Origin of the sequence: Paenibacillus sp. FSL R7-277, assembly GCF_000517965.1 — a bacterium.
Classification (GTDB): domain Bacteria; phylum Bacillota; class Bacilli; order Paenibacillales; family Paenibacillaceae; genus Paenibacillus_AQ; species Paenibacillus_AQ silagei.
The window spans coordinates 23,569-41,368 of record NZ_ASPX01000080.1 but is presented as its reverse complement, the minus strand read 5'-3'; the positions used below and the strand labels follow the sequence as shown (position 1 = coordinate 41,368).

Below are 17,800 nucleotides of genomic sequence, written 5' to 3'. Positions count from 1 at the left end.
GAAGCCGTGCAGGGATGCGCGGCTTTTTTTCAAAAGCACAGTGCAACTGGAAAGGAAGGATTGACTTTATGAGTACTATAAGGGTCCGCCGGATGAAGTCCGAGGACATTACAAGGATACATGAAGGGCTGGCCCCGCATGATGTCAGCAAACCGTTAGCGTACATTGAACAGTGTTGGAAAGAAAACGAAGGGGAGAAGCGGCTTACGCTATTAGCCTTCCATGAGAATCTGTTTGCAGGCTGGGGACATATCGTGTATACCTCACACTATCCTCATTTTGCAGAGAATCACATCCCTGAGATCCAGAATCTTGATGTGATTCCTACCTTACGGAAATGCGGCATTGGCAGTGTGTTGATGGACGCTCTCGAAGCAGAAGTATTCGCCAGATTTGACACAATTGGCATTGGTTTCGGATTATATGACAGCTACGGTACGGCCCAAAGGCTGTACACCAAACGCGGCTACATTCCGGATGGCCGGGGACTCATGTATGACAACAAGCCTGTGGTTCCTGGAAGTCAGGTGCGGGTGGATGATGAGCTTACTCTATACTTGACAAAATCAAGGTAGAGCACAAATTACCATTACTATAGCGGCAGTCAGGGATATTAATGTCCGGGCTGCCGCTATTAGGTTTCTTTAGATTTCAGCATCATAGCGTGCCAAAAATTCAGAAACTATTTCAGGATTTGTCATAAGCGCCACCGATTCATTCTCTAATTCCTCAGCCAGCTCATCGTCGGTCATGGATACAAAGAAGGTAATGTCCTCTTTGGTTTGATTATATTTTGTGAATAAATCGTCCTTGGTTTCATTAACAACCTTGGCAATGATTTTGACCATTTCATCTTTATATTGGTATACATTATCCTCTGCATATAAAAAACGGCTGATATGATTGAAATGCGAATGCTCACCATATTGAAATTCGGAAATTGCCCATTTGTAATAAAGCTCTGTTTCAGCATCATCACATAAGCCTTCACTTGTCATATCGGCAATATGTCTGGCAAGTGATTGCTCAGTATTGACAGCAAGGAACAGAGTGACAAAGTCGCTATCGGTCCCGATTGCGCAGACATATACCTTCTCATGTGCTACTTCGGCCAATATAGCTTCAAGGTCAGCCACCAAGCCCTCGTGAATCCGTTGTTCAAATTCAGTAAGAAAAGCGTTCATTAAAACCCTCCTTATATTACGATTAAGTATGACTTCACTTATAGAATAGTGGCGTTGCGTATAGGAATGCAAGCACCTGTCCTTATTTCCGGTTTGCGTCCGTAAGCGCATTCTCCCGGATCGTATTCAACTCCTCCACACTGAACAATCCGGCCCGGTACAGATTAACGAACTCGTCCGACACACTCTGGTCAAAAATAATCATATCATCCGTATTCACCGTGACTGTGACGCCATAATCATAGAGCTTGCGGATGGTATGTGACCCATAATCAGCCACCCGGGAGAGCAGAATATTGCTGGTGGGGCAGATGTTAAGCTGGATATGATGGTCGGCAAGCCACTTCATCGTCTCTGGCGATTGTGCGGCTGCGATGCCATGCTGAACCTGATCCAGCTCCAGTTCCTCCACCGCTTTTTTTACCAGATCAGATGTACCAAATTCCCCTACATGCGCTTTGAGAATCAGCCCTTTCGCCTTCGCAATGCGGAACGCCTGCTTAAACCCCGGAACAGCAGACTCATCGCCAAAAATATCGAGCGATCTAAAGTAGTTATACTCCAGATATTGTTCGAGCCTCTCAATGGTTTCTTGGATTGGTGTATGAGTAAGAAAGGCAAGCTCCGGCACAAAATGAATCTCCGGCGCAACCCGCTGGTGAATGTCCTGAATGGTCTGAATCAGTGTTGCTATAGAGCCGTCAAACCACTCTTCTTCTCCCATCGTCACACTCATATGCAGCAATTGAACACCGTCGGTCTTCGCTTGGACAAAAGCGGCCTCAATCCGCTTCTCATACCCGATTCGTCCGGGCAGCAAAGGCTTGATATAGCGGGTATTCCAGCAGTTCATCTCCCCAAGATCCTTAAATGTTGGACATTCCGGTATAGCCGTATCGCACCAAGCACTTATATACCGTTTGTTGCCTCCCCGGGTGATATGGTTGTGCAGATCGCCTTTGGGTATTTGCCGTATCAACTCCCGATTGTTCTGCTCCAAGGCTGTGATGAATTGCTGTTTCATGCCGCTGTCCTCCTAGGTTTTAGGCAATAAGATTCTAACCAAGAGCGATATCCTCATAGGGCACATACCTGTCGGGCTGAATTTCCGTATACACCCGCAAATGCGTTGCTGTCCAAGTGGGAAATGGTGTTAATTCTGTTCTTGCCAGCTCTTGCATCTCTACTAATTCAGCAGCGTTCAGTCCCCACCAAGTTTGTCCCAAGGTTAGGTGAGGAAGGTAGCTGTCGAGCTCAAAATAACGGGCGATAAGCTCTGGTGGCGGTGAAACAGCTTTTACAATTCTAGTATGTAACTCTGATAAATGCTGCGAACGAACGCCTAAACCTATGACAGAATCTCCAATACATATCGGAGCAGTCAAAGATAACTCAAACGGCGAACATGAGGAACAAACCTTTTTCACATACTGCAACCACTCTAAGTCCGGATATAATCCGCCCTGAGCTTTCACTGTGATATGAGGCTCAACTACCTGTTGCAAGCGGTTATTGGACCAGCGGTTCTGAAACTGGATAATTCTTACGGTGAATTTCTGTGGCGGCACGATGCCTATGAAATACTGCATTCAAGCTCCTCTTTTCCTTTGTATCCTTTTGCTTAGGATATAACTTCAATCTACCATAATTTAGTCGTAACTTAACTATATAAATTGAACTGAAAATTTAAGTTGAAGGAAAAGTGGCGGAGGGGAATTTTGGAACTGGAGGAGCGGTAGCGACCGCCTGAAAGCTTTCCGCAGGAAAGCTCGCATCGGAAGCATAAGCAGTCTACGGATTTCAACCGCTAATAACGGTATAAAATCATGAAATCTGTAGACAACAGCGGCCGGAAGTCCAAAACTTCTCTGGAGTCACGGCTAATCCAAAACATAAAAACATAGTTCAATTTATATAGTTTACAGTTTCTGGACAGAGTTAAACAAACTGAAACTTTTAAAACAGAGATTTCGTCTATCATGGAAGTTGTGAGTTTATAGACTTAACCATTATCAGTTTGTTAGGGAGGATTTCAGAAGTGAGCTCTTTACCACAACGTTCTACTGTACGTAAGAAGAAGAAACCGGCGCCGAAGCGCAAAAAAAGAGGTTTCTTCCGCACACTCTTCAGGGTGTTCATGGTCTGTTTCATTCTGGTTATAGCAGCCGGAGGCTGGCTCTATTTTGCACCGTCGGCCCAGAATACGCGCTTCCTGATCGCAGATACGCTGATTACGACTCAACACCGGCACTGGGCCAAATATATTATCGGCGAAGAGGAATTGAAGCACCGCGTCAGCGATTATACCAAGCGCTTCGAGGAGATGGGCGACGAGGTAGATACCCATGAGATCAAGCCTGAGCCTGTAAAGGAAGCCGAACATACTCCGCTCGTCCAGATTGAAGAAGTCACGGGCAGCGGCTATAGCGGATATGTCATGATTGTGAACGATCCCAAGAAGGTGCGCCTGGGTGTGCCTAGCAAAATCGGCTCCGGGGAAAAGGTATCCAGCATGGTGGCGCGGACAGGGGCTATCGCCGGGGTGAACGGCGGCGGCTTCGCCGATCCGAACTGGAAGGGTAATGGCTTCAAGCCGATCGGGCTGGTGATCTCGCAAGGGAAGCTGTTCTACAATGGACTGGGCGGCAAGAAATCCACACAGATTGTCGGCATCGATAAGGAAGGCAAAATGGTCGCCGGTAACTACACTCTGGATCAGCTCAGCAAGATGGGGGTGCAGGAGGCGGTTTCTTTTCAGCCACGGATTATTGTGAACGGTAAAGGCCAGATTAAGAATGCCGCCGAAGGCTGGGGCATCGCGCCAAGAACGGCTATGGGCCAACGGGCGGACGGTGCGCTCATCTTCGTAGTGATTGACGGGCGGCAGCCGGGCTACAGCATCGGGGCGAACCTGTATGATGTGCAGCAGATTATGCTGAAGCATGGGGCGGTCATTGCGGCCAATCTGGACGGGGGATCTTCGACGGTGCTGGTGAAGGACAATGAGATTGTCAACAAGCCCTCTTCGCAGTATGGGGAGCGTTACTTGCCGACGGCATTCCTGGTATTCGATGACCCCGAGAACGCGAAGATCAAGAATATCTGGGAAGGGCTGGACCCGGCCAAGATCGACGCAGGCAAGAAGCGCACCCAGTAACATACGCTAGTTTCCCTGCTTCATAATCAATAGTAGATCAGACGCTGCAGGTGTGCTAGGATAACAAGTAAATTCTTATTTTGCTGAACCTGCCAGGTGAAGTCCATGATCGGAGGGGGAAAAGGTTTGACTTTGCAGCAGCTCCGCTACGCAATTGAGATTGCGAACAGCGGCTCTATGAATGAAGCGGCCAAACGGCTATTTGTGTCGCAGCCCAGCCTCTCGAATGCTATCAAGGAGCTGGAGAACGAGCTTGGCATCACGATTTTCGAACGGAATAACCGGGGGATCAGTATCTCGGCGGAAGGCATGGAATTCCTGGGCTATGCCCGGCAGATTATTGAGCAGACTGAATTCATGGAGAACCGCTATACCGGCAAGAAGCGCAGCCCGATCTATTTCTCGGTATCTACACAGCATTATGCGTTTGTTACGGATGCTTTTGTGAAGCTGATGAAGGAGAGCAAGGTGCAGGAATACAATTTCAGCCTGAGAGAGAAGCAGACCTATGAGATCATCGAGGATGTGCGCACCCTGCGCAGCGACATCGGGATTCTGTATATCAATGAGAGCAACTATAAGATCATGAACAAGCTGTTCAGTGACGGGAACCTGAAGTTCACCCCGTTGTTTAATACGAATCCGCATGTCTATGTGCGGGCAGGGCATGTATTGGCTGCAAAAGAGTGGATCACGGCGGAGGACATTCATCCGTATCCTTACATTACTTTTGAGCAGGGGGATAACAATTCGCTGCATTTCTCGGAGGAGATGCTTAGCTTCACACAGATTGAGAAGAATATTAAGGTGACCGACCGGGCCACACTGACTCATTTGCTGCTCGGAAGCGATTCGTATACCGTGGGGACCGGGATTATGGCCTCTGAGCTGGATGATGCGGGGCTGATCACGATTCCTTTTGACAGCAAGGAAGTGTTCTCTGTCGGCTGGATCGCCCACAAGGACCGCAAACCTAGTGAGATTATGTCTACATATATCGATATTCTGAATGATCTGGTGTCGGGTAATGTTTTCAAGCTTGAATCTTTCTTACTATAAGAGCAGGAGGGACGTATGAGCAGTCCAGTGATCGGATCGACAAGAAATGCACCGCCCTTCCGCTACGACATTGTCGGGAGCTTCCTGCGTACAGAGGAGATCAAGAATGCACGCAACCTGCATGTGGAAGGTGAACTAACCGCGGGACAGTTGGCGGAGATTGAGAATATAGAGATTGGCAAGCTGCTTCAGCAGGAGAAGGCGCTTGGGCTGAAGGCTGTGACCGATGGCGAATTCCGCCGCTCCTGGTGGCATCTGGACTTCTTCCTGGGGATTGAGGGTACTGGAAAGATCACTCTTGGCGGTACTCCCGGCGCTTCCAAGGAGCAGACGAACCGGGCGGAGAGCTTCAGAATTACCGGTAAAATCGCCTTCGGGGACCATCCCATGGTCGCGGAATTCCGTACCTTGCAGCAGATGGCCGGAGAGACGCTGGCCAAAATGACGATTCCTTCACCCTCTTTGTTCCATTTCGTGCAGGAGTATAACGGAAACGAGATTTATTCCGATACCGAAACGCTGTACGGAGATATCATTCAGGTGTACCGGACGGCGATTCAGGCCTTCTATGATGCCGGTTGCCGTTATCTGCAGCTGGACGATACCACCTGGGGGACGCTGTGCAGCGGCAGACATCGTGCTCATCTGCGCAGCAGGGGCGTTGACCCGGATCAGCTGGCAAAAGATTACGTCCGGCTGATTAATGAGAGCATTGCCGGCCGCCCGGCGGACATGACCATTGCCCTGCATGTATGCCGGGGCAATCTGCGCTCCACCTGGTTCGCCGCCGGCGGGTACGGGCCGGTCGCCGAGGAGCTTTTCTCGAATACGAACGTGGACGCGTTCTTCCTCGAATACGACAACGAACGCTCCGGCGACTTCGAGCCGCTGCGCTTCATCAAGGATCAGTTCGTCGTGCTGGGTCTGGTGACCACCAAGCATGGCGGGCTGGAGAGCAAGGAGCAGCTTATTGCGCGTATCGAAGAAGCTGCCCAGTACGTAGACATCAACAAGCTGTGCCTAAGCACACAATGCGGCTTCGCCTCCTCGGAGGAAGGCAACATTTTAACGGAAGAAGAGCAGTGGGATAAGCTGCGGCTGGTGATTGAGACGGCGAATGAGGTTTGGGTGTAACGTTGGATGGATCGGGATTAATTGGTGTGAATTGGGGAGGATTGCCCGGTGTGGCGATCCTCCTTTTTGCGGGGGGCGCTAGGCAGCGGGCTGTGGCGGATCATAGGTGGATTTCCTCCACTTGCTGATGAAGGAATGGACTTTGCCGGGACAACAGTTGGATAAAGGACACTTAATTTCTTCCACATTCCGCAGTAGCGGCATATCCCGATGCAGTAGTTGTTGTTTTTCCACTTGTTCACCTTAAAGGATTAGAAATCACGAAATTAGGATACATTATTCCACTTGTTTCGGAGCTGCGAAGGCTCAAGTGTTCTTGTGCTTGCTGTGATAGCCTTTTTCTTTAACCATTCTATACCAACCGTAGAGATTCCCTCCACAGTATAATGTTGGGAGAAGTTTGAATGCTGAAACTAGATCTTTGGAGGGAATATGATGGTTATTGAACTAAGGCCTGTAACGGCCGAGAACTGGTATGAATGCACATTGCTGAAGGTGAAGCCAGAACAACAAAGCGTTTTTCCTGCTCCGGTGGTTAATTGGATTGCTGAGGCAAAATTTGTGCAGGAGTTTGAACTTCTGGCTATTTATTCAGGAGCTGTGGTGGTAGGATTTATTGTTTTTTGTACAACTCCCGATGAGGAAGGTAACTGCTGGATACCTGCCCTTATGATTGATGAACATCATCAAGGACAGGGGTATGCCAGACAAGCCATGGTGAAATTAATACAGCATATGCGAAATGAAGGGTGTAGCCGATTAATGATCGGGCATAGACCCGACAACCGGATTGCCGGAATGTTGTATGAATCGCTTGGATTCCAAAAGGTCAGTGAAGAGTTATACGACGGTGAGGTTGTACGTTGTCTGGAGCTTAATCAATGCATTTGACCACAAATAGCCCTCCTGCAAAGAGGGCTGATCGTTTGGCCATAGGAGCCGGAACATTCGATTCTATTAGTCGCATAGACCTAAATCGCATTTTTTTTGCTATTCCTGTTACATACTGTTGAGAGCTTTTTCTATTTTTACTCCAAACTTTGTTTCGTTCAGCTTGGGTGTTCTAGTTTTTGAATCGACGAGGGCGTAATACAGAACTAAATATTTTCCAGATTGGTAGACAATTGGTGCGTGGGAACTAAGAAGCTGAATACTTTCTTCAAAGTGCTTTATTCCACTTTCTCGTTTCTCCTCCGATCCGAAAGCGTAAACTTTTATAATTTCCTCATTACTCAGTTTATAGCTAACAGGTTGAATACCCTCAAGAATATAGTCGTCAGGTGATTCAATTTTTGTAATGTTTTTTTCAAGGGACATTATTGCTTCATTCACGTTAGAATATTCTTGTTGAGAAGAACAAGCAATAAGAAATAAAAAGCTAATGAAGGTGAAGAATAGATTTTTTTTCATGAATAACCCTCCTTTTTTGTTCAGGACACAGATAAGAAGAGACGAGACCCACCTAATGCAGAAGTTACTAACAAAATTGAGCTTGCCATGTATTCCTTATGATTTTATCAAAAATAGCGAAGAAAAGTATGGCATGGGCTTAGGGTGATGAATTTTCTGGAGTTCTGTCTTTGGTTCCAGATGCTCAAGCGAAATACCTGACAGCTATTAAAGGTTATTTTAAACTTAATAATTGACACATTCTCCCTCCCGCAGTATTATTGCAAATAATAACGTACAACAACACAAGCAATGAAGAGAAGAGTAAGCAGGCGGCAGCGTTCACAGAGAGCTCCAGAGTGGTGAAAGGGAGCAGCGAAGCGCCTGATCTGAAAAAAGTCTCCGAGCTGCATAGGGAATTGGGCACAAGTGTCCAAGGATAGTATGCCGGGTTCTCCCGTTACAGAGATAGGGTATAAGCGTCATGGCCGTACCTGAAGAGGCGGATCAGGCAACTTGTCCGTGAACAGAGGTGGTACCACGAAGCTTATCCAAGCTCTCGTCCTCAAGATATTGATCTTGAGGGGCGGGAGCTTTTTTGCGTTCACAGGCGGGCAGCTCCGAGCGCAGTCAAGCAGGCTCCAAGTAAGATTCATACTATCAGTAGAGGTGATTCATTGTGCATTGGGCAGAAAAAATTTCAAACCGGTTAATCGCGGAGCATCCGCAGCGGCAGACGTATGTATGTGCATCCGGGATCAGTCCGTCCGGGTCCGTTCATATCGGGAATTTCCGCGAGGTGGTAACGACTGCATTTGTGGCGAAGGCACTGCGGCAGGCGGGGAAGGAGGTACGGTTTATTTTCTCGTGGGATGACTTCGACCGGTTCCGTAAAGTTCCGGCCCATATCGATCCCGGCTTCGCTCAGTATATTGGGCTGCCATATTCGAAGGTGCCTTGTCCGTATGGCTGTCATGCTTCGTATGCGGCACATTTCGAGTCGGAATTCGAGCAGGCGCTCCAGGTATTTGAGATCGAGCCGGAATTCATTTATCAGAGCCGGGAATACCAGTCAGGCCGTTATCATCCGCAGATCCTGCACGCTCTGCGCCGCCGGGGTGAGATATACGATATCCTGATGTCGTTCAAGACAGGTGAGAGTTCGGCGGATGAGCGGGCGGCATTCTATCCCATCCATCTCTATTGCGGGCAATGCGGCAAAGATTCTACAACCATTCTGGATTATGACGACACGGCGGAGACCGTGGCTTACCGCTGCGGATGTGGTCATTGCGATACCGTACATATTCCTCAGGCGGACAACATCAAGCTGCACTGGAAAATCGACTGGCCGATGCGCTGGCAGCAGGAACAGGTCGTGTTCGAGCCGGGCGGCCGGGACCATTCGTCAGAGACGGGAAGCTATAATGTGGCTGCAGTAATCGCAGAGCAGATCTTCGGGTATCCGCCGCCGGTGTATGAGCCATATGAATTCATCAGCATTAAAGGCAGCTTCGCCAAAATGTCCAGCTCCTCCGGGCACAATTACACTCCAGATGATCTGCTCCGAGTCTACGCCCCGGAGAACATTCTGTTCCTGTTCGCCAAATACCAGCCGAATGCCGCCTTTCATATCGGGCTGGATGAGGATGTGCTGCGCAACTATGCGGAGTTCGAGCGGTATGCTGCGGGAGCACGGGCAGGCACGCTAACGGGCGATCTTGCAGGTGCGCTGGAGCTGTCTCTGCGAAGCGACTCCCCGGTGAGTGCTGTAAGCAACGTTAGCTTCGGCCAGGTAGCCAGTCTGCTTCCCTTAATCAACTTCGACAGGGACAAGCTCCGGGAGATGTTCAACAGAAATAATGTGGAGATTGATGAACTCCGGCTTCAGAGGGTGGCGGACCGTGCGGAGTACTGGATCAGGAACTGGATGCCGCACAAGCTGGTGACGATCCAAGCTTCGCCCAACTATGCATATTATCACTCCCTTACTGGAGTGGAACTGAGATGGCTGCGGAGCTTGTGCAGTCTGCTGCGGAGCAGGGAGCTGGACGAGACGCAGCTGATGACCGAAATCTACGCCATTTGTCATCATGAAGACAAAAAGACGATGCGCATCCAACAAAAAAGACTGTTCACCATCATCTATCAGCTGGTGCTTGGTGCAGAGGAAGGCCCGCGTCTGCCTTGGCTAATCCAGGCAGCCGGGACGGAGCAGATGCTGAATTTGCTGGATTTGTGAAGGAGTGTGGACTGCCCTTTACGGGATCGATCGAACAGAGGTATAATATACAAGACTGTTTTTAATCAAATGTTGGAAAGCGAGCGGTAACGATATGGGTCGTAAATGGAATAATATTAAGGAAAAGAAAGCGTCCAAGGATGCGAATACAAGTAAGGTCTACGCCAAGTTCGGGGTAGAAATCTATGTGGCGGCGAAGAAGGGCGAGCCTGATCCGGAATCCAACCGGGCGCTGAAGGTCGTTCTGGAGCGTGCCAAGACCTACAATGTACCGAAGGCGATTATTGACCGTGCCCTGGAGAAAGCCAAAGGCAGTGGAGATGAGACCTACGTTGAGCTTCGCTATGAAGGCTTCGGTCCAAGCGGCTCGATGATTGTAGTCGATGCGCTGACGAATAACGTCAACCGCACGGCTCCGCTGGTCCGTTCCACGTTCAGCAAGAACGGCGGCAACATGGGCGTCAGCGGATCGGTTACGTATATGTTCGATCCGACAGCGGTCATCGGGGTGGAAGGTAAATCTGCGGATGAGGTGATGGAGCTGCTGATTGAAGCAGACCTGGATGTCCGCGATGTGCTGGAAGAGGACGAGGCGGTCATCGTGTATGCTGAGCCGGACCAGTTCCATGCGGTACAGGAAGCCTTCCGCGGCGCGGGAATCACGGAATTCACCGTAGCCGAGCTGACGCTGCTCCCGCAGAACTATGTAGCTATTCCTGAAGATGCGCAGGCTCAGTTCGAGAAGCTGATCGATGCGCTCGAAGAATTGGACGATGTGCAGCAGGTCTACCACAACGTGGATTCGGAAGAATAGAATAGCGGTAACTTGAATGAGCGGGCAAGCCGATTTCCAGGCTTGTCCGCTTATTCTTTCGTGTTGTTGTACAGGAAACTATAGTTTCCTCCTGTTGTGGACCCAATGTATGTGAAAAACAGCATACAATGGCCTATCAGCTGGCGCATGGCCCAAATGTATATGGAAAACAACATACAATGGCCTATCAGCTGGCGCATGGCCCAAATGTATATGAAAAACAACATACAATGGCCTATCACGCTGGCACATGGCCCAAATGTATGTGAAAAACAACATACATTGGCTACCAAGCTGGCGTATGGCCTAAATGTATGTGGAAAACAACATACACTGTATTAGCGCGCAGGTAATCCCTTTCATCCGTAAGGGTGGTTATGTGCAGCGAGAGTAGAGAGGAAGAATTGGAATGGAAGTCTTTCGATTAGTCAGTGTGGTTCATGTATTTCTGATTAAGGACGGGCAAGTCCTGCTGCTGAGACGGAAGAATACAGGACATCATGACGGGGAGTATGGATTGCCTGCCGGGAAGCTGGATGGCGGCGAGCCGCTTCATACCGCCGCCATCCGCGAGGTCCGGGAAGAATGCGGTGCGGTTATAGCTCCCGCCGAGCTTACCCTGATCGGAACGATGCACCTGCGTACCTCAGGGGATGAGCGGGTGGATTTCTTTTTCAGAGCGGAGCAGTGGAGCGGAGTGATCCACAACATGGAGCCGGACAAATGCGATGAGGTATGCTGGTTCCCGGTGGATGCGCTACCGGAGAATATCATCCCGTTCGTACAGGAGGCCTGGAATACATTTAGGGACGGCGTGTGGTATGCCGCTCACGGATGGAATTAGATTAGAGTAGCGGGGGGATGGCGCAGTAATGGAAGACTGGACGCTCAGTATGGTTCTTATATTGGTGGTATGCGGATTTTTGGCCGGATTAATTGATTCTGTAGTGGGCGGCGGCGGACTGATCGCGATTCCGGCGTTGCTGGCGGTAGGGATTCCGCTTCCGCTGCTGCTGGGCAGCAGTAAATTGGCCGGTTCGATGTGCTCGCTGACCAGCACCGCCTCGTTCGTGCGTTCCGGCAAAATCAATTTCAAGCTGGTGCGGACGCTGATCCCGCTGTCGATCATTGGAGCGATGGCCGGAACGCTGACTGTCCGTCAGGTGCCTTCCGAGTTCCTGAAGCCGCTGGTGATCGTGATGCTGGTGGTCATTACAATCTACACCTTGTTCAAAAAAGCCTGGGGAGACGTCTCCACCTTCTCTGCCAGCAACGGTAAATTACGTCTGGCCGGAAGCATGGCAGCGCTCATAATCGGTTTCTATGACGGGTTCTTTGGCCCGGGAACGGGGTCGTTTTTGATTTTCGCTTTTCTGATGATGGGGTTTGAATTTGTAACTGCCGCAGGGAACGCCAAAATCCTGAATTTCGCCAGCAATATCACAAGCCTGCTTACGTTCATTGCCCTGGGCTCTGTCAGCTACACCCATGGACTGATTCTGGGGATTCCTATGGTGATCGGAGCCATTGTCGGCTCCCGGATGGCGATCCGCAAAGGGGCAGCGTATATTCGGCCGTTATTCATTACAGTCACTGTCATATTGATCGGCAAGCAAATATGGGATACGATGCATTAAGCACAACTAATGGAGTGGATGAGATGGAGATCAAGCTTATACATAATGAAGAAGTATGGAAGCTTAGGCATGAAGTGATGTGGCCTGAGCGGGAGCCGGATTATATTAAGCTGGCAGATGACGATCAAGGCAAGCATTACGGGCTGTATGTGGGGGATCGTCTGGTTTCTGTGTTATCCCTCTTCGTCAACGGCACAGATGCACAGTTCCGCAAATTCGCTACCCTGGAGCTGGAGCAGGGCCAGGGCTATGGCAGCAAGCTGCTGAAGACGGTTCTTGCGGAAGCGGAGCTGGCGGGGGTGCGGCGGATTTTCTGTAATGCCAGAACGTACAAGGCAGGCTTTTACAAGAAATTCGGCATGAAGAGAACGGATGAAGTGTTCAGCAAAGGCGGCAAGGATTACGTGGTCATGGAGAAATTCTTCGGACCTGCAACGGATGCGAATGGGGGAGCTTAAGGGATGACCAAGAAGCTATATTATGATTCAGCATATATTCAAGAATGGAGTACCGTGATCACCTCTGTGATGGAGCGTGAAGACGGAATCTATGTAACGCTGGCAGAGACAGCCTTCTATCCCCATGGCGGTGGACAGCCGTGTGATACGGGAACCATCGGCGGGATTGCTGTACTGGATGTGGTGCTGGAGGATCAGGAGGTACTGCATAAAGTAGCGCAGCTTCCCGGGCAGACTGAAGTAGACTGCGCCATCGACTGGAGCCGGAGATTCGACCATATGCAGCAGCATAGCGGCCAGCATCTGTTGTCGGCGGTATTCCGCGAGCTGTATCAGGCACTGACACAGAGCTTCCACCTGGGCAGCGATTATGCCACGATTGATCTTGATCTGCCGGAACTATCTGCGGCGCAGCTGGCGGAGGCTGAACAAGAGGTGAACCGTCAGATCTATCTGAACCGCGCAATTACCAGCTACTTCGTGACCGCAGAGGAAATGGCCAAGCTGCCGCTGGTGAAGCTTCCTAAGGTAACGGAGGACATCCGGATTGTCGAGATTGAAGGTGTTGAGCATAACGCCTGCGGCGGCACCCATGTGTCTTCGACAGGGGAGATTGGGATGATCAAGCTGCTGCGGTCCGAGAAGCAGAAGGGCAATATCAGGATTACCTTCAAATGCGGGAGCCGGGCGCTTGCGGAATTCAACGATCAAATGCAAATCCTGAGTCTGTTGTCGGCCAAATTCAATACGAACAAGGACGAAATTATGGACCGGATCAGCAAATGGGAGCAGGAGCAGAAGCTGCTGGTAGCAGAGCTGGCTGCCGTGAAGGAGCAGAACGACAGCTATCTGGCCCGGGACCTGTTAGCTTCTATGGAAGAGGGCAGCCGGGTGCTCACGCATATGTCGGACGGGAGAACGCTTAAGGATCTACAGAGTCTGGCTGCGAAGCTGACGGCGTTGACCGACCTTCCGGTGCTGCTGCTGAGTGCGGCGGAGAATAAGGCCGTACTCGCGCATAGCGGCTCTGCGGAATTCTCGTGCGGGGCATTTTTCAAGGCTCATCTGGGCGGATACCAGGGCAAGGGCGGGGGCAGCGACAAGCTGGCTCAGGCCGGATTCCCGGCATGGGAAGACGCACTGGCATTTTACAATTTTGCTAAAGGGCAATTCTGAGGTAGGGCAGTTAAGGAGCTATGGAGCGTTTATTCCGTAGCTCTTTTTGCTGTTTTCATAAGGTGAGCAAGGATTGGACCGACTTAAGGATTATTTAACATTTGAAGTCTTATAATCAGGACAGAGCTTGACGAAGGGAGAAAATTAACGTGTTCCTGACTATTCTAAAAAAGGATTTGCGGCGTAAAAAGGTGATGAATACCGTTCTGCTGATCCTCATCATCCTGGCCTCCACACTAGCTGCAAGCAGCTCCAGCCTGATGTATTCCACCTCCAGCGCCTTGGGCAGCTTCATCGAAGCCAGCAAGGTGGCGGATCTTAATATCACGCTGGCCAATGACCCTGGCTATAACTCTGCAGTAGAAGACTGGGTCAAGCAGGAAAAGAAGGTGGAGACAGCTTATACAGAACGGCAGCTCAATCTCTTACTGAATCAGGTTACGATGCCAGAAGGCCGCAAGAGCTTCTCGGGAAATGTAAGCTTCGTGCTGTCCGCCATTCCTGAGCAGGTGAACCTGGTCTTCGGTGAAGACAATGAGCGATATTCACTTCGCCCAGGGGAGATCGGTCTTCCGGCCAGCCTGATGCTAAGCAGTGGTATCGTACCGGGAGAGCAGCTGAAGCTTAAGTTCGGTGAGATTACGAGAACGTTCACGGTGAACGGTTACTTCAAGGATGCGTTCATGGGGGCAGATCTGCTGGGACTGAAGCGCCTCATGCTGTCAGCAGAGGATTTCAAGGAAATAGAGAAGCTGGTGCCCGAAGATAAACGGATGAATCTATGGAGCTTTGTGGCGGCACCGGGTGTAGCGTCTACTGAGATATCATCTTCTTTTGCGAACAGTGATCTGCCCATCAGCTTCGAGGTGGATAAGGCGCTGGTCAAGATGACTTATATGACGGACCGGATGATCTCGGCCATGATGTTTGCAATTAGCGTGTTTCTGATCTTCATTGCTTTTCTGACCCTGCGCTTCACCATTGTCTCCACTCTGCAGGATGAATACAAGGAGATTGGCGTTATGAAGGCCATCGGGTTCAGGAACCGGGCGATCAAGCAGCTCTACCTGACAAAATATACAGGGCTGGCCTGTCTCGGCGGCGTTCTCGGACTCGGCATCAGTCTCCCATTGACTGCGCTGATGTCCCGCAAAACCTCGCAATATATGATTTTACCCGGAGGCAGCACCAATATAATGATCTCGGCGCTTAGCACGGTGGTTATGATCGCATTCATTCTGCTGTTCTGCTTACTCTGCATGCGCAAGATTAACAAGGCCTCGGCCATCGATGCAATCCGGCAAGGCCAGACCGGCGAACGCTTCAAGGCATCCCGGCGCATTCATTTACACAAAAGCCGTTTCCTCCGGCCCCCGTTCTTCCTCGCGCTGAGCGATGTGCTGAACCGGCTCAAGAGCTACACTTCGCTGATCCTGACGCTGATCCTAAGCTCCGCGATCATTCTGATCCCGGTCAATCTGACCAATACCATTGTAACTCCTAAGTTCCTGGAATATTTAGGTACAATTGGTGCGGATTTTTATAGCTCAACCGTCGTGGCAGAGATACCCGTTGAGAAGATCCAACAGGACAAGGCACTCCTGTCCAAGCGGCTGAAGGATCAGGGCTTCGAGGTCACGCTTACAGCGAATTATACGGTAAGTACCAAATATATCTCCGATAACGGGCAGGCCAACCGGCGGATCAACGGCCAGAAGAATGATCAGAACGGGTCTGTTGAGATTCTGGAGGGAACGGCCCCGCTGCTGAAGAATGAAATTGCGATTACGACCATCATGTCCGGGAAATACGGGAAGCGGGTGGGCGACAATATTACTTTTGAAATCGGCGGGGTTCAGGGGACCTTCATGATCAGCGGACTGTTTCAAAGTATCTCCAACGAAGGGTACGCGGTCTGGATTGCACGGGACTATGAGCTGAAGACAATACCCGCTTACATGTTCTCCGGCGAACTCCATGCCCCGGAGCAAGCGAAGGCAGGGATGATGAAGGAAATTCAGCAGCAGTTCCCGGAACAAGGCTTCAAAACCTCGTTTGAACTGCTGGGAGAGATCACGGGCGGCTTCATGGGCCAGCTTCACAGCATCAATGGGCTGCTTACGGCTATCATCTGCCTCATTACGTTCTTCATCACCAGCCTGTTCGTCCGATTGATGATTGCGAAGGAGGTTCACGGCATTGCTGTCATGAAAAGCATCGGCTTCACGAATGCCGCAATCCGGCAGTGGCAGGCGCTGCGCATTCTGATTATTATCTCCGTCTCGCTGGTGTTGGGCGTAATCGCTGCGAATACCCTTGGCAGCCGCCTGCTGGGTCTCATTTTCCGGATCTTCGGACTGACCAGCCTCCAGTTAAATATTCTTCCGCTTCAGGTCTATCTGCTGTATCCGCTGCTGATCCTTGCCGTGGTCATGCTGGCAGTGTATACCAGCTGCGGCCAGATCAAGCGTGTGCAGATATGGAATATGAATAAGGAATAGGCGATTGGATTCTAGAATAAGAATCACGGGAAATAACAAAAAGCTAAAGGAGCGGAGGGGAAATTTGGAACTGGAGGAGCGGTAGCGTCCGCCTTTAGGTTTGGATTTCTACCGTGAGCAGCGGTCCAAATCAGGAAATCCAAACCTAACAGTGGCCGGAAGTCCAAATGTTCACCGCAGCGACGATTAAGCTCAATGTTTATAACTTTGTGATTCTTGTAAATAGATCCAAGCGTTTATATTAAAAGAAAAGAAGGAGTGGCGAAATGGCAGCAGTACTTGAAGTAACCAACCTATGCAAGACCTATATCGTCAATAAAAGTCAGAATAACGTGCTGCGGAATATCAATTTCACGCTTCATGCAGGAGAGTTCGTGTCTGTCATGGGGCCGTCCGGTTCGGGCAAGTCTACGCTGCTCTATACCGTCAGCGGGATGGACCGGCTTACGGCGGGCGAGGTGGTCTTTGACGGGGAGAGTCTCTCGCAGCTCTCTGAGAAGGGCATGGCTGAACTGCGGCTGCACAAAATGGGCTTCATCTTCCAGCAGATGCATATGCTGAGCAATCTCTCGGTTTATGATAATATTATTCTATCAGGCTATGAGTCGCTGAGCGGCAAGAGAGGCGGACAGGGACGCAGCCGCAGCGAGGTGAACCAATATGCCGATGAGCTGATGCGGAAGCTGAACATTATGGAGACGGCAGCCCATGACATCACAGAGGTATCCGGCGGACAGCTGCAGCGGGCCTGCATCTGCCGGGCGCTCATCAACAAGCCGGCTATGCTGTTCGCAGATGAGCCGACAGGTGCGCTCAATTCCAAAGCCGCACAGGAGGTCATGTCCGAGCTCTGCCGGATCAACGGGGAAGGAACAACGCTGATGGTGGTTACACACGATGTGAAGGTAGCCGCGCAGAGTGATAAGGTGCTGTATATGGTGGATGGCAATATTCAGGGCGAGCATGTGCTGGGCAAATATATACCGGAGCAAGGTCCGAGGGAACGTGAACGCAGCCTGACCGGCTGGCTGATGGAGATGGGCTGGTAG

17 protein-coding genes are annotated in these 17,800 nt (G+C 50.4%); 13 read left to right on the top strand and 4 right to left on the bottom strand.

Annotated elements, in window-relative coordinates; all coding sequences use genetic code 11:
- Nucleotides 1-68 precede the first annotated feature (68 nt).
- Nucleotides 69-575: a GNAT family N-acetyltransferase gene (locus C173_RS22250; RefSeq protein ID WP_036728647.1), complete on the top strand. Its 507-nt coding sequence runs from the start codon at nucleotides 69-71 to the stop codon at nucleotides 573-575.
- A gap of 69 nt (nucleotides 576-644) precedes the next feature.
- Here C173_RS22250 and C173_RS22245 read toward each other — a convergent pair whose 3' ends face one another.
- From C173_RS22245 to C173_RS22235, 3 genes are all read right to left on the bottom strand, one after another.
- On the bottom strand, nucleotides 645-1,184 hold the full coding sequence (locus tag C173_RS22245) for a DUF4303 domain-containing protein (RefSeq protein ID WP_036728645.1): 540 nt from the start codon (nucleotides 1,182-1,184) through the stop codon (nucleotides 645-647).
- A gap of 82 nt (nucleotides 1,185-1,266) precedes the next feature.
- Nucleotides 1,267-2,208, bottom strand: a complete 942-nt coding sequence (locus C173_RS22240) for an adenosine deaminase (RefSeq protein WP_036728643.1) — start codon at nucleotides 2,206-2,208, stop codon at nucleotides 1,267-1,269.
- 34 nt (nucleotides 2,209-2,242) lie between these two features.
- Complete coding sequence (locus C173_RS22235) at nucleotides 2,243-2,773, bottom strand: 2'-5' RNA ligase family protein (protein ID WP_036728642.1); 531 nt, start codon at nucleotides 2,771-2,773, stop codon at nucleotides 2,243-2,245.
- 449 nt (nucleotides 2,774-3,222) lie between these two features.
- On the opposite strand from C173_RS22235, the gene C173_RS22230 reads away from it, so the two are divergent.
- From C173_RS22230 to C173_RS22215, 4 genes are all read left to right on the top strand, one after another.
- Nucleotides 3,223-4,341 (top strand): phosphodiester glycosidase family protein, encoded by a 1,119-nt coding sequence (locus tag C173_RS22230; protein ID WP_036728640.1) that lies wholly within the window; start codon nucleotides 3,223-3,225, stop codon nucleotides 4,339-4,341.
- A gap of 126 nt (nucleotides 4,342-4,467) precedes the next feature.
- Nucleotides 4,468-5,400, top strand: coding sequence for a LysR family transcriptional regulator (locus C173_RS22225; RefSeq protein WP_036728639.1), 933 nt, complete (start codon nucleotides 4,468-4,470; stop codon nucleotides 5,398-5,400).
- Nucleotides 5,401-5,415: 15 nt separating this feature from the next.
- The gene (locus C173_RS22220) at nucleotides 5,416-6,534 is read left to right on the top strand and encodes a 5-methyltetrahydropteroyltriglutamate--homocysteine S-methyltransferase (RefSeq protein WP_036728637.1); all 1,119 of its coding nucleotides are present in this window, start codon (nucleotides 5,416-5,418) and stop codon (nucleotides 6,532-6,534) included.
- A 435-nt stretch (nucleotides 6,535-6,969) separates the two neighbouring features.
- Entirely contained in the window at nucleotides 6,970-7,425 is a 456-nt protein-coding gene (locus tag C173_RS22215; RefSeq protein WP_036728636.1) for a GNAT family N-acetyltransferase, read from the top strand.
- Nucleotides 7,426-7,533: 108 nt separating this feature from the next.
- Here C173_RS22215 and C173_RS22210 read toward each other — a convergent pair whose 3' ends face one another.
- Nucleotides 7,534-7,944: a hypothetical protein gene (locus C173_RS22210; protein WP_036728634.1), complete on the bottom strand. Its 411-nt coding sequence runs from the start codon at nucleotides 7,942-7,944 to the stop codon at nucleotides 7,534-7,536.
- A 658-nt stretch (nucleotides 7,945-8,602) separates the two neighbouring features.
- Between C173_RS22210 and lysS the strand changes: the two genes are divergently transcribed.
- The 8 genes from lysS to C173_RS22165 all read left to right on the top strand — a co-directional run bounded on the left by lysS (nucleotide 8,603) and on the right by C173_RS22165 (nucleotide 17,800).
- Nucleotides 8,603-10,165, top strand: a complete 1,563-nt coding sequence (gene lysS, locus C173_RS22205; RefSeq protein ID WP_036728632.1) for a lysine--tRNA ligase — start codon at nucleotides 8,603-8,605, stop codon at nucleotides 10,163-10,165.
- A gap of 94 nt (nucleotides 10,166-10,259) precedes the next feature.
- Complete coding sequence (locus C173_RS22200) at nucleotides 10,260-10,979, top strand: YebC/PmpR family DNA-binding transcriptional regulator (protein WP_036728630.1); 720 nt, start codon at nucleotides 10,260-10,262, stop codon at nucleotides 10,977-10,979.
- 409 nt (nucleotides 10,980-11,388) lie between these two features.
- Nucleotides 11,389-11,823, top strand: a complete 435-nt coding sequence (locus tag C173_RS22190) for an NUDIX hydrolase (protein WP_036728627.1) — start codon at nucleotides 11,389-11,391, stop codon at nucleotides 11,821-11,823.
- Between the two features lie 28 nt (nucleotides 11,824-11,851).
- A complete protein-coding gene (locus C173_RS22185) occupies nucleotides 11,852-12,616 on the top strand; it encodes a TSUP family transporter (protein ID WP_036728626.1) in 765 nt (254 codons plus the stop codon).
- Between the two features lie 23 nt (nucleotides 12,617-12,639).
- Nucleotides 12,640-13,074, top strand: coding sequence for a GNAT family N-acetyltransferase (locus tag C173_RS22180; RefSeq protein WP_200869580.1), 435 nt, complete (start codon nucleotides 12,640-12,642; stop codon nucleotides 13,072-13,074).
- A gap of 3 nt (nucleotides 13,075-13,077) precedes the next feature.
- A complete protein-coding gene (locus C173_RS22175; protein WP_036728624.1) occupies nucleotides 13,078-14,250 on the top strand; it encodes an alanyl-tRNA editing protein in 1,173 nt (390 codons plus the stop codon).
- A 194-nt stretch (nucleotides 14,251-14,444) separates the two neighbouring features.
- A complete protein-coding gene (locus C173_RS22170; protein ID WP_235191983.1) occupies nucleotides 14,445-16,751 on the top strand; it encodes an ABC transporter permease in 2,307 nt (768 codons plus the stop codon).
- Between the two features lie 266 nt (nucleotides 16,752-17,017).
- Nucleotides 17,018-17,800, top strand: coding sequence for an ABC transporter ATP-binding protein (locus tag C173_RS22165; protein ID WP_036728621.1), 783 nt, complete (start codon nucleotides 17,018-17,020; stop codon nucleotides 17,798-17,800).